11 protein-coding genes and 1 other annotated feature are annotated in these 13,095 nt (G+C 48.5%); of the genes, 9 read left to right on the plus strand and 2 right to left on the minus strand.

Going from position 1 to position 13,095, the window contains the following annotated elements; genetic code table 11:
- The first annotated feature begins 46 nt into the window (after positions 1-46).
- From GC101_RS16265 to GC101_RS16295, 7 genes are all read left to right on the plus strand, one after another.
- Positions 47-1,018, plus strand: a complete 972-nt coding sequence (locus GC101_RS16265) for an aldo/keto reductase (RefSeq protein ID WP_171718072.1) — start codon at positions 47-49, stop codon at positions 1,016-1,018.
- A gap of 279 nt (positions 1,019-1,297) precedes the next feature.
- Complete coding sequence (locus GC101_RS16270) at positions 1,298-1,960, plus strand: TetR/AcrR family transcriptional regulator (RefSeq protein WP_042136024.1); 663 nt, start codon at positions 1,298-1,300, stop codon at positions 1,958-1,960.
- A complete protein-coding gene (locus tag GC101_RS16275; protein ID WP_171718073.1) occupies positions 1,944-3,251 on the plus strand; it encodes an MFS transporter in 1,308 nt (435 codons plus the stop codon). The genes GC101_RS16270 and GC101_RS16275 overlap by 17 nt, the downstream gene beginning before the upstream one ends.
- Positions 3,236-5,554 (plus strand): ABC transporter permease, encoded by a 2,319-nt coding sequence (locus tag GC101_RS16280; protein WP_171718074.1) that lies wholly within the window; start codon positions 3,236-3,238, stop codon positions 5,552-5,554. Before GC101_RS16275 ends, GC101_RS16280 begins: the two co-directional genes overlap by 16 nt.
- Before the next feature lie 9 nt (positions 5,555-5,563).
- A complete protein-coding gene (locus GC101_RS16285) occupies positions 5,564-6,322 on the plus strand; it encodes an ABC transporter ATP-binding protein (RefSeq protein WP_171718092.1) in 759 nt (252 codons plus the stop codon).
- A 76-nt stretch (positions 6,323-6,398) separates the two neighbouring features.
- Entirely contained in the window at positions 6,399-7,112 is a 714-nt protein-coding gene (locus tag GC101_RS16290) for an ABC transporter ATP-binding protein (RefSeq protein ID WP_039308926.1), read from the plus strand.
- Entirely contained in the window at positions 7,105-8,703 is a 1,599-nt protein-coding gene (locus GC101_RS16295; RefSeq protein ID WP_171718075.1) for a hypothetical protein, read from the plus strand. The genes GC101_RS16290 and GC101_RS16295 overlap by 8 nt, the downstream gene beginning before the upstream one ends.
- A gap of 112 nt (positions 8,704-8,815) precedes the next feature.
- Here the strand turns inward: GC101_RS16295 and GC101_RS16300 are convergent, their stop codons facing one another.
- A complete protein-coding gene (locus GC101_RS16300) occupies positions 8,816-9,637 on the minus strand; it encodes a class I SAM-dependent methyltransferase (RefSeq protein ID WP_171718076.1) in 822 nt (273 codons plus the stop codon).
- A 95-nt stretch (positions 9,638-9,732) separates the two neighbouring features.
- Positions 9,733-10,731 (minus strand): tryptophan--tRNA ligase, encoded by a 999-nt coding sequence (locus tag GC101_RS16305; RefSeq protein ID WP_171718077.1) that lies wholly within the window; start codon positions 10,729-10,731, stop codon positions 9,733-9,735.
- A 44-nt stretch (positions 10,732-10,775) separates the two neighbouring features.
- Positions 10,776-11,034 (minus strand) — a binding site (T-box leader).
- A gap of 82 nt (positions 11,035-11,116) precedes the next feature.
- Here GC101_RS16305 and GC101_RS16310 point away from each other — a divergent pair.
- Together GC101_RS16310 and GC101_RS16315 are read left to right on the plus strand one after the other, a co-directional pair.
- Positions 11,117-12,382 (plus strand): serine hydrolase, encoded by a 1,266-nt coding sequence (locus GC101_RS16310; RefSeq protein WP_171718078.1) that lies wholly within the window; start codon positions 11,117-11,119, stop codon positions 12,380-12,382.
- Between the two features lie 97 nt (positions 12,383-12,479).
- Positions 12,480-12,812 carry a hypothetical protein gene (locus tag GC101_RS16315; RefSeq protein WP_171718079.1) on the plus strand — a complete coding sequence of 111 codons (333 nt, stop codon included), beginning with the start codon at positions 12,480-12,482 and terminating at the stop codon, positions 12,810-12,812.
- Positions 12,813-13,095: the final 283 nt, after the last annotated feature.

Below are 13,095 nucleotides of genomic sequence, written 5' to 3' on the forward strand. Positions count from 1 at the left end.
TACGTCAACCTAAAGATTCATAAACATATAGGAGCGTGACTATTCAATGGAATATGTGAAGCTTGGACGAAGCGGCTTGGACGTATCGAAGTTAAGTCTTGGAACCATGAGCTTCGGGGTACCTGAACGCGGCAATACCCCGTGGTCGTTGAATGAAGAGAACAGCAGACCGATTATTAAAAGAGCAATCGAATTAGGCATTAATTTTTTCAGTACTGCTAATATGTATTCCGATGGTACCAGTGAAGAGATTCTCGGAAGGGCCATAAAGGATTTTGTCCGCCGGGACGAAGCTGTGATTGCCACGAAGGTGTTCGTCCCGATGCGTAAGGGTCCGAATGCTATGGGGCTTTCCCGTAAAACCATAATGACCGAAATTGATAACAGTCTACGACGGCTTGGAACAGACTACATTGACCTGTATCAGATTCATCGCTATGATCCGAATACGCCGATTGAGGAGACGATGGAGGCTCTTCATGACTTAGTGAAGGCTGGCAAGGTGAGATACCTTGGAGCATCCTCCATGCTGGCATGGCAGTTTGCGAAGGCGCAGTCCACCGCAGAGCGAAACGGCTGGACAAGATTTATTGCAATGGAGAACAGACTTAACCTGCTGTATCGGGAAGAAGAAAGGGAAATGCTCCCGCTTTGTAAGGATCAGGGGGTAGGGATCACACCTTATCTGCCTCTGGCTGCGGGCCGGTTAACCCGGGATTGGGATCAGCTCACGGAACGATCAGAGAATGACCAGGTAGCCAAGGCGATGTTCACCAGAACGGAAGAAGCGGACCGCAAGGTTGCACAGAGAGTTGCCGAGGTTGCGGCGAACCGTGGACTTCCCCGGGCACAGATTGCCCTTGCCTGGCTGCTGCACAAGGAGGAGGTTACAGCTCCGGTCATCGGTTCGACCCGCATCAGCCAGCTTGAAGATTCGGTTTCGGCATTGTCTGTTCAATTGACACCTGAAGAAATCACAAGCCTGGAAAAACTTTATATCCCTCATCCAGTGATCTAAATAGACTGAAGTTGTAATAAGAATGTGATTCTCCTATATAAAAAAGAAGAAGGGCGCCGGAGCTGCGCCCTTTTTTCCTGAAATATAAGAATTTATATGTTTCACATGATAACTTATCCTTCTATTTCTCGCTGAAACGGTACCGTCCTTACAAAAGGACGGCAAAGCCGTTTCTACTTGTTTGTAACATTTTTAACGCGACAGCTCTGCAAAAGCATGTTATTCTATAATCAATTACCGACAGACAGTCGGTCGGTACAACTTAAGGAGAACTAAACCATGAGAATTGTAAAAGAAGCCGAAATACGCAGAAATGAAATTCTTGACGCAGCGGAAGAGCTTTTCGGCCAGAAGGGCTTTGACGGAACCAGCACGGGCGATATTCTGGGCAAGGTCGGGATTGCACGTGGGACGCTATATTATCACTTCAAGTCCAAGGAGGATATTATGGATGCGCTGATTGAACGGACGAATGCCAATATTCTGGGGGCTGCGCAGCACATTGCCGCTGACAAGAGCATACCTGTCATTGACCGGATTCTACGCGTGGTTATGGCACTGAACATTAGCGGCGGAAACGGAAGCAGCACGGAAATCATGGAGCATATCCACAAGCCGCAGAACGCGCTTATGCATCAGAAGATTCAAAAAGCGATCATCAGCGGTGTTCCGCCGATCCTGACACCGATTATCTGCGAAGGCATTGAGCAGGGGATATTCAACACACAGTACCCCTATGAATGTATGGAAATGGTTGTGATCTATGCGAACACGATTTTTGATGATGACATGGTTGAAATGACGGATGAGGTACGCATGTCACGGGTGCTGGCGTTTATTTCGAATGTAGAAAGGCTGCTCGGGGCGGAAAGCGGAAGTCTGATGAGCGTAATGCAGATGTTCGGTAACGGAGAGGAAGCCAGAGATGAAGACGGCGAATAGATCCGGCAAAGGGTTCAGTAAATTTCTGCTGCTCTGGTCAGGGCAGCTGATTTCAGCAATAGGAAGCGGGCTTACCTCGTTCGGGCTGGGGATTTATATTTTTCAGCAGACCGGTCAGGCATCCGCGATGGCACTGGTAACTTTGCTGGCGTTTATGCCTTCGCTGTTGCTGAGTCCGCTAGCGGGGGTGCTGGCAGACCGCTATGACCGCAGGCTGCTGATGGTACTGGGCGACAGTCTTTCCGCAACAGGACTTATTTTCATTCTGATCTGTTTACTGAACGGAGAAGCACAGCTGTGGCAGATTTGTATGGGAGTGACTATTAGCTCGGTGTTCTCCTCGCTGCTTGATCCGGCTTACAAGGCTACGGTTACGGATCTGCTCAGCGAGGAGCAATACACGAAGGCTAGCGGTTTTGTTCAGGTGGCTGGTTCGGCCAAATATCTGATTTCGCCTGTCATCGCCGGATTTCTGCTCGTTGTTTCAGATGTGAAGCTGCTGCTGATCATCGACATCTGCACATTTTTCGTAACTGTTGCTGTAACACTTGCTGTACGCAGCGGTCTTTCCCCGAAGAGCTCCGGGCAGGCACAACCCTTTATCCGTGAATTCAAAGACGGCTGGAGAGCTGTTTCCGGTAACCGGGGCGTGCTCGTGCTTGTGGTTATGACCTCTGTAATGACATTTTTTATTGGTTTCATTGAGACCCTGTCCATGCCGATGATCCTGACTTTTTCGGACAGTGCGGTATTAGGTACGCTTGAGACTATTATTGCTTCGGGGATGCTTGTGTCGAGTGTGATCATAGGAATGCTGCCGATGAAGAAGGGTTTTGTCAAAATCCTGTCCGTATCGCTCTTTTGCTCGGGAATAAGTATGGCGGCTTTCGGACTCCGTGAGAATATTGTGCTGCTTGGCATTTCAGGATTTCTCTTTTTTGCCATGCTGCCATTCACGAATACAGCCTTGGATTATCTGGTCCGCACGAACATCGATAATTCCGTTCAGGGAAGAGCCTGGTCACTTATTGGACTGGTGTCACAACTGGGGTTTGTCGCCGCTTATACGCTATCCGGTGTGCTGGCAGATTATGTGTTCACTCCATTGCTGGTGACAGGCGGAGTGCTTGCCGGCAGCGTGGGGAAGGTCATCGGCACAGGCAGCGGGCGGGGCATGGGACTGCTCATTATTATCGCAGGGCTGCTGTTAAGCTTAGCCTCGCTCATCATTTATCATTTGAAATCAATTAGAAGCCTTGAGAACAGAGGTGACATATGTACTACCGAATAATCCGCAATGATATTCTCAAAAGCAAAGGGATTACCCTGACCACGATGATATTTGTGGCTGCCGCAGCGATGCTGGTTTCCCTGTCAGCAATCCTGGTCGTCAATCTGTCCGGGGCCATTGATACGCTCATGAAGCAGGCCGGAACACCGCATTTCATGCAGATGCATTCCGGTGAACTGGATAAGCCGCGGTTTACCGCCTTTGCCGAGCAGAACAGCAAGGTTGACGAATTTCAGGTGCTCGATTTCCTCAATGTTGAAGGTACGAGAATTGTGATTGACGGCCAATCGCTTGCGGACAGCGTTCAGGATAACGGCTTCAGCACGCAAAGCGGGAAATTTGATTATCTGCTGGACCTGGACGGGAACGTGATTACGGCAGCTGACGGTGAGGTCTATGTTCCGGTTACCTATATGAAGGACGGCTCAGCAAAGGTTGGGAGTACGCTCGCAGTGGCCGGCAAGACTCTCACTGTAGCAGGTTTTTTGCGTGATTCACAGATGAATTCGCTGCTTGCCTCGTCCAAGAGATTCCTCGTTAGCAAGCATGATTATGCAGAAATTAAGGATTCAGGAAGCACCGAATATCTGATTGAATTCAGACTCAAGGACTTGTCCACGCTTGGCGCATTCGAATCAGATTACACCGCAGCAGGTCTTGAAGCCAACGGACCGACCCTAACCTATCCGCTATTCAAAATGCTTAATGCCATATCCGACGGACTCATGATTGCGGTCATCCTCCTGGCAAGCGTGCTGGTGGTTATTATTGCATTTATGTGTATACGCTTTACGCTCCTTGCAACCATAGAAAGTGATTACCGCGAGATCGGTGTGATGAAAGCCATCGGATTACGTGTATCTGACCTGAAGAAAATCTATCTTGCGAAATACGCAGGTGTGGCGGCGCTGGGCAGTATTCTCGGGTTTGCGCTTTCGTTCGTATTCAGAGGTCTGCTGCTTGAGAATATCAGGTTATACATGGGGGAGAGTGAGAACTCTGCGCTTGCCTTAGGCTGCGGAGTCATTGGGGTACTGCTTGTATTCCTTGCGGTTACCGCTTATGTGAATAGGGTGCTGACACGCTTCCGGAAGATTCCCCCCGCAGAAGCCATCCGCTTCGGTACTTCACAGGAACAACCGGCGGGCTCGAAGCGTTTCAATCTGAGCGGGAACCGGCTGCTGAATACGAATGTTTTTCTAGGCATCAAGGATGTCCTGTCGAGGAAAAGTCTATACGGCACAATGCTCGCTGTACTCGTAATTTCTGCATTTATTATGATTGTTCCCCAGAACCTCTACAACACAATTGCCTCCAAAAGCTTCATCACCTACATGGGAATCGGGGACAGTGATCTGCGCCTGGATATTCAGCAGACCGGCAATATTGCCGGGAAGGCGGCAGATATTGCACAGGCTATGGAGCAGGATGCAGCCATCTCCCGCTATGCAGTGCTGACAACGCAGGCTCTCAAGGTGAAGCTGGAGGATGGATCGGAGGAACGGTTAAAGGTTGAGCTTGGCGATCATTCGATCTTCCCGGTGGCTTATTCCCAGGGAAACAGACCGGCTGCGGAGCATGAAATTGCCCTCTCCGCTGTGAATGCGGATGAACTGGGTAAAAAGACCGGCGATTCTCTTACCCTGATGATCGACGGGGAGGCCCGGGAGCTCACGGTAAGCGGCATTTATTCGGATGTGACCAACGGCGGGAAAACAGCCAAAGCGGTGTTCACTACGAGATCGGCTGAGGTTATGTGGTCCGTTATTTATGCGGAGCTTGCAGATCCGTCGCTAACCGGCAGCAAGGTAACCGAATATGCGGACCGCTTCAATTATGCGAAGGTGTCGGGCATTGACGAATATGTTACACAGACCTTCGGCTCTACCATCAGCTCAGTCGGTAAGGCCTCACGGGTAGCCATTACCGTGATGCTGTTCATCAATGTACTGATTACGCTGTTGTTTATGCGGATGCTTGTGGCCAAGGACCGGCATTCCATTGCTGTCATGAAGTCACTCGGGTTTACAAATTCGGATCTGACTGTACAGTATTTCTCACGTTCGGTATTCGTGCTGCTTATCGGGATGGTTCTCGGCACACTGCTGGCAAACACGCTCGGGCAGGTACTAGCGGGGGTGCTGATTTCCTCGTTTGGAGCTTCATCGTTCAAGTTCGTGATCAATCCGCTATCGGCGTATGTGTTATGCCCGCTGATGATGGCAGGCTCAGTGCTGATCGCCACGATTATTGGTACAGCAGGAACAGGACGAATTCAAATATCCGGGAACATTAAGGAGTAGGTTATGGAGATGAAGAAGATGATTACCGGTATAAATATAACCAAACATTACGGCTCCGGTGATGACAAGCGTAATGTTCTGGGCGGAGTGTCTATCGAAATTAAAGAAGGGGAGTTCGTGTCGGTTATGGGACCTTCGGGCTCTGGCAAGTCGACGCTGATGTTTGCGCTGAGCGGAATGGAGCGGATTGACGGCGGACGGGTTACTTTTGACGGCAGGGATCTGGGGACACTTGCGGAGAATGAGCTTGCTGACCTGCGCAGAACGGGAATGGGCTTTGTGTTTCAGCAGCCGACACTAATGAAGAACTTGAACATCCTGGATAATATTATTCTTCCGTCCATGCGTGACAACAGGCGCAACGCAGCAGGGATTACTGAGAAAGCAAGACAGCTTATGCAGAAGGTGGGGATCGCGGAGCTGGCGCAGCGGGATATTACGCAGGCCTCGGGAGGGCAGCTTCAGCGTGCAGGGATATGCCGCGCATTGATGAGCAGCCCGGGCATTATTTTTGCTGACGAGCCGACCGGTGCACTTAACCAGGCAGCGGCTCAGGGCATAATGAACCTGCTGTCAGAAATTAACGCGGAAGGTACTGCGGTCATGCTGGTCACTCATGATGCAACGATTGCTGCGAGGACGGAGCGGATTATGTTCATGTGTGACGGCAGAATCGTCAGCGAGATGCGGCTGCCAAAATATAGCGGCAAGGATATAGAAGGCCGGGTGGAGAAGATCACGGCTAAGATGCGGGAGATCGGGATTTAACGATTGCAAATGAACGATTAGGGAGGGCTGTACGTATTATATTTATTTGCAGACACCAATGAAGAGGTGAGAGAACATGCTGACGATCAAACATTTTACGAAGAGCTATAAGGGCGGGAAGAAGGCGGTAGATGACTTAAGCTTAGTGGTCGAACGGGGCGATATCTATGGCTTCATCGGACACAACGGGGCGGGCAAAACAACGACCATCCGCGCTGTAGTCGGTGTTCTTGATTTTGAAGAAGGGGAAATAGAAATTGATGGAATCTCTATTAAAAAAGATCCGGTAGCCTGCAAGGCGAATATTGCCTATATTCCGGATAACCCCGATCTGTACGATCATCTTACCGGCATTCAGTATTTGAATTTCATCGGCGATCTATTTCGAGTATCCAAGGCAAACCGTGAGCGGCTTATTCAAAAATACAGCGATGCCTTTCAGCTTACGGCTAATCTGGGCGATATGATCTCCTCGTATTCCCACGGGATGAAGCAGAAGCTTGCGATTATCTCTGCGCTTATTCATGAGCCGAAGCTGCTGGTGCTGGATGAACCTTTTGTAGGCCTGGATCCCAAAGCTGCGCATACGCTGAAAACCATCATGGCTGAGCTGTGCAGCAGCGGCGGGGCGATCTTCTTCTCGACGCATGTGCTGGATACGGCCGAGAAGATTTGCAATAAGATCGCGATCATTAAGGCAGGCCAACTGATTGCCCATGGCAGCACTGAAGAGGTGAAGGGCAAGAACAGCCTTGAGGAAGTATTCATGGAGCTGATCGACAATGATTAATATCTGGAGATTGACGAAGCTGCAGCTGCTGTCCACCTTCGGCCTGAATAAAGCGCTGCATACGAAAGACCCTGCAGAGAGACGCAAAGCGCTGCTGCTTAGCATAACGATTATGGCCGGTGTGCTTATGATTGGGGCGTTCTCCTTCAGCTACAGCTTCATGATGGGGATGGCATTTGAAGAGCTGGGGCGGATGTATCTGCTGCTGGCGATTATGATGGCCGTTACTTCGATTGTCGGGTTCTTCACCACGGTCTATAAGGCAAGCGGGGTCTTATTCAGCTATAAGGATTATGATATGATCATGTCGCTGCCGGTGAAGACGAGTCATGTGGTGGCAAGCCGTGTGCTTCAGCTGTATGTGATGAATCTGTTTTTTACACTGCTGGTTATGTTGCCTGCGGGTGCGGTGTATGCGATACAAGTGAATCCGGGAGTACTGTTTTATCTGTTCTTTCTAATGACGCTCTTATTCATCACCTTGCTGCCGATTATAGCGGCAACGATCATTGGCGCACTCATCAGCTGGGTGTCTTCGAGATTTAGAGCAAGCAAGATGATTAGTGTAGTGTTCACTTTTGCCGTCCTTATTCTTTTCATGCTGGGTTCATTTAATCTTAATGGAGACCAGCAGGAGCTTGCTGATATGGGGGCAGGGCTGGGTGATGCGATCTTTAAGCTATATCCCCTGGCATCCGTGTATGTCGATGCAGTCTGCTCGTACCGGGTAAGTTCACTGATCTTCTTCATTGCCCTGTCTGTCCTTGCATTTGTACTCTTCTCCGCCGTGCTGGCAACCCGGTACAAAGCCATTCATACAGGCCTTATGACCAGCCACTCAGGCAGCAGGTATACGATGAAGCCGTTGCAGGCGAATTCTGCTTTTAAGGCGTTGTACTTCAAGGAGCTGCGCCGCTATTTCAGCTCAGCCAATTATGTGCTGAATACGGGTATCGGTATGGTGCTATTACTGGTTATGTCGGTTTCCTTATTGTTTGTCAGCTCAGAGAAGCTTGGGGTCGTGCTCAACATTCCGCAGCTATCGGAGTATTTAAGCACGCTGAGTCCGCTTGTGGTTTCCTTATTTGTGGTTCTGAGCTGCACTACGGCAAGTTCGGTTTCGCTTGAAGGGAATCATTTGTGGATTTTACAAAGCTCGCCCGTATCCAAGCCAACCATTATCCTCAGCAAAGTTGCCGTGAATCTCACCATTACGTTACCGGTCATAGCTGTGAGCTGGGGACTGCTTATCTATACACTGCGGACCGGATGGATGGAAAGTATATTAATGCTTGTGATCCCTGTGCTCTATGCCTGCTATTCAGCCATGCTGGGTGTGATTGTGAACCTGAAGCTGCCCAAGCTGGACTGGACAAGTGAAGTTACGGCGATCAAGCAGAGCGCAGCGGTGCTGGTATCGATGATTCTGGGGTTCATCAGTCTGGTTGTTCCGGCCGCGCTGTTCATGCTGCTTCGTTCGGTGAATGGAAATCTCATATTACTGGGCTATGGAATCCTTATGGCAGCGGTATGCGCCGGAATGTACAGGTATATACGGATTAGCGGGGAGCGGTTGTTTCTGAGGCTGTAGCATACAAAAGAAACCATTCTTAAAATAGGATTAAACCTTTCAAAGAAGTGGTTTCTTTGTGCTATCTATGACAATAGCTCACCAAGACTAAACGGAATGCTATAGTACTCTATTAAGGTTTGGTGCCGCAGGCCATGAAAAATAACATCATCGCATGCGCATCCGGGGAGCGGTCGAATTGTTCATAGGCTCTGTTCAATTCCTCATACTCATATTCGGTAATGATCCCTTTCTTATAGAATCCGGTGAACCGGTTAATATCAAACTGCCGTTTGAAGCCTTCTATACCGTGCAGATCGCTATGCTGGAGGATGGCATCCATATCTACATCTGTATAGCCGGATCCGGATAACAGGCGTGGCAGGCTTCGGCCAATGTTGCGGTTTCCGCCTCTTGAAGCTTGCTGCTGGGCCAGCTTTTGGATAATAGCAGGCATAACTCCTATCTCAGGCTCGATTGCCCCGAAGACACCGTCGTCCACATCAATAATGACCAATTTGCCGCCTGGTTTGAGGACACGTCTAAGCTCTGCTGCTGCCTGCTGCGGGTTATATAGATGAAGAAAGATTAAACGGGCAATAACAAAATCGTATTGATTGTCGGGCAGTCCAGTCTCATACACCGAAGCATGGGCGAAGGTAAGCCGTGATTCGGGGATGTGGCTTAACCTGAGCTTAGCCTCTTCTAGTAAAGCATCATCGATATCAAGGGCTGTGATTTCACTGTGCGGGAAGTGCTCCAGCAATTGGGCGGTAACGAATCCCGGACCTGCACCGGCCTCCAGAACCTTCATCCCGTCTGCCAATCCGAATTGCTGCAAGGTGCGGTACTCCTTGTTCCAGCCCATCAAAGCCTGTTCCTGCAGGCGCAGCAGTTCTGATTCTGCCCCGTTACTGACATTCTGGAAATTATACGTGGAGTTACGTGCGTTCATAGCTATTGCCTCCCAACCGGCTATTTGTAAATGTTTGGATTTGATAATTTTACCATACCGTCCGTTTGAGTTAAACTCCGCTCGAAGGAGCTTATTTAAAAACGCCCGATCTTCGCTTTGACCTGCGCAAGCAGAGGTGCAGCTAGGGCTCTTGCCTTCCGGGCACCTTCACTCAGGATCGCGTCGATCTGCGCTGGCGCTGCCATTAATTCATTGTATTTCTTCCGGGGTTCCTCCAGAGCAGCTTTGATCACCTGGAACAGCTCCTGTTTGGCCTCCCCCCAGCTAATGCCGTTTAGATATTGCTTCCTGAAATCCTGTACTTGAGCGGGAGCCGCAAACTCTTTGTACAGCAAGAAAATATTTGACGTATCCGGGTCTTTCGGTTCCTGGGGAGGCGTAGAGTCCGTTTTGATTTTGCTGATCAGCTTCTTCAGGTTTTCTGGTGTTTCGAACAGCGGAATCGTATTATTGTAGCTTTTGCTCATCTTCCGCCCGTCCAGCCCTGGAATCACGGATGTGTTCTCATCGACCCTATAATCAGGGAGCTTGAAGGTATCTCCATAAATCCGGTTAAAGCCCTCGGCAATATCTCTGGCGATCTCCACATGCTGAATCTGGTCCTTACCGACAGGGACCTTGTCAGACTGGAACAGCAGAATGTCCGCAGCCATCAGCACCGGATAAGTGAACAGGCCCATATTGACTCCTGCATCTGCATCCACGCCTAATTGAATATTTTGTTCATGAATAGCTTTGTACGCATGGGCACGGTTCATTAGACCTTTGGACGTCAGGCAAGATAGAATCCAGTGAAGCTCGAAGATCTCCGGCACATCAGATTGACGATAAAAGACTACCCGCTCCGGGTCCAGTCCCAGTGCCAGCCATGTAGCTGCGATACCGTAAGAGAGATTACGAAACTCGTCTCTGTCCTGAATGAAGGTTAATCCATGATAGTCAGCGATAAAATAAAGTGCAGTACAATCACTTGCCCCGGCGAGTTGCAGTGCAGGCTTGATCGCCCCGATGTAATTCCCCAGATGGACTTTGCCGGTAGGCTTAATTCCGGTTAATACAATTTCCTTACTCATGTTATCCCTCCGTTTATGTAATCAAAAAGGGGCCCCCTCATCCTGAAAAGGACGAGAGAACCCCGTGGTACCACCTTAATTAGCCCGAATTGTGATCCGGACCCGCTTAAACGTATCGCGACATCGCTAAATGCCCTGAATACGCGTCTCTTGTAACGATGAGACCTTCGCCAAAGCCTACTTCCTGAAGGTTCGGTTTGGATGCTCAGAAGCCCACTTCGGCATAATCCCTACACTGATTCGCAGCAATCATCAGCTCTCTGGAGTATTCGTTATGCGTACTCTCTTCGTCATTGCAAAGTTGTATAATATTGTATTACTGTATTTTTACAACATCTTAGGGTGAATGTCAATTGGTAGTTAAAACAGGTTAGGGAGTGAGTCAGTGCAGTCAATAAGTGTAAAGCTGGAGAATTATATTAACAAGTACCTGGAGCTGTGGGATTTCTACGGCGTTATTCAAGTTACCCGGAAGGGCGAAGTACTCTTTGAGAAGGCCTGCGGCTATGCGAGTATTGAGTTTGGAATTAAAAATGATATGCATTCATGCTTCTCACTTGCTTCCATGTCTAAACAGTTTACGGCTTTTGCAGTTATGCTTCTATATGACAGGCAGATGCTGGATATCGAGCAATCCGCACAGTTATATCTACCTGCAGATCTGAAAATTGATGAGTCTATTGCCGTACATCATTTATTGTCACACACATCCGGTTTATATAATTTTTATAATTTTGAGAATGATTTTTTCGGCGGATATAACAGAATGAATTACTCACAGACGGAGTACTTCCAGCAGTATATCAACAAGAAGCCCACAAAGCCGGCGGGTACAGAATATGATTATAATAACTCCAACTATAATTTGTTGGCTTGGATTATTGAGCATGTCACTGGAGAGAAGTACGGGGATTTCATTCAAAAGCATCTCTTTCTGCCCTTAAATATGCTTAATACTACTGTCGATGACGACTCTGTTACGATTGCGAACAGATCCAATAATTATGCAAAGGATTTCGCCGAAACGGTCAAAAGTCCATATTACAACGAGAAGTTCAGCATTGGTGCAGGCGGGATTGTTTCGAACTGCGAAGATCTGCATAAATGGTATGCCTGTCTGCGGGACCGGAAGCTTCTGACGCCGGAGGCATATACCAGGTTTTTGAGCGAGAATGATAACAACTACTGCTATGGACTGGAGCATCACCATCTGTACGGCCAAGAAAGATATGCCCATGGCGGCGATCACCTCGGGGTCAGCACCTATATGCAGAATTATTTTGCTGAAGACATTTGTATTATTATTCTATCGAACAACGAAGCTATCAATCAGTACCGGCTGGGCAATACAATCTCAGATATTCTGCATAATGTTGAGGTGGAGGCTCCGGTTCGGCATACTGAGCTTCACCTCAGTGAGCGTAGCCTACGCATGTACTGCGGAACGTACCTGGAAGACAAAATCCTGATAGAATTCATTAACGGGAAATTATATTTCACGAGATTCTCCGGCAATTTTCATATTGAGTTCTATCCAGTAGGTGAGGGAGTATTTGTCCAAAAATATTATGACCAGACCCATCCCTACAGGATCGCAGAGAATGAGATGGGTGAGATGACTTTTTTCGGGCACACCAGGATTACCCCTTGATATTGCCGCAGCGTCAAGTGATACGATAGCTATGAGATCTCAGAGAGGAGAGCGAAATGAACAGATCTGTATTCGGATCACGGCGGTGCTGCGGAAGATGGACATACCGATCAAAGAAATAAAGTTAGTGATTCGTGCGAATTCAGTAGCCGGGCTCAGCAAAGTCATAGTGAATAAAGTGAATTCTATCAAGAAGCAAAGGGAAGAGATAGGGGGTGTTGAGCGGCAGAACGAAGGCAAGCTGGACCTGGATGATATTCTTACCGAGACGGAGGCTGTGTTTATGAGCAGTTTAACGGAACCGCATGTATTCAAAATTATCGACTTACCTCCCATGAGAGTGGCTTTTCATATTGTTGTGGACGTATCTCCCGAAGACAAAGCGATGGGCCCGGATCTTAACCTTCTGGAGCCGGTAAAGGCGAAATAAGTGTAAACAGGCGGGCTTCCTTAGTGAAGTTCTGCCTGTTCGCGTCCAAACACTTACATGTAATATGTCATGGTAGAATGATGTAATTCAATGTAAGGTTTGGAAGTGAATTAAAGAGGGAATGGGGAGTGGCATGGGTATTGAATTTAACAGTTAGCTGTCAGAATTCCCCCACTTCTCTAAGTGGCGGGATGAATGTCAGCGGTCTTTCTCATAGACAAATACAACCTAAAATATTACAATAAAACTATTTAGTAGTATTATGAAATAGGTTGTGATATCC

The organism is Paenibacillus phytohabitans (assembly GCF_013141775.1).
GTDB classification, from domain to species: Bacteria; Bacillota; Bacilli; order Paenibacillales; family Paenibacillaceae; genus Paenibacillus_AQ; species Paenibacillus_AQ phytohabitans.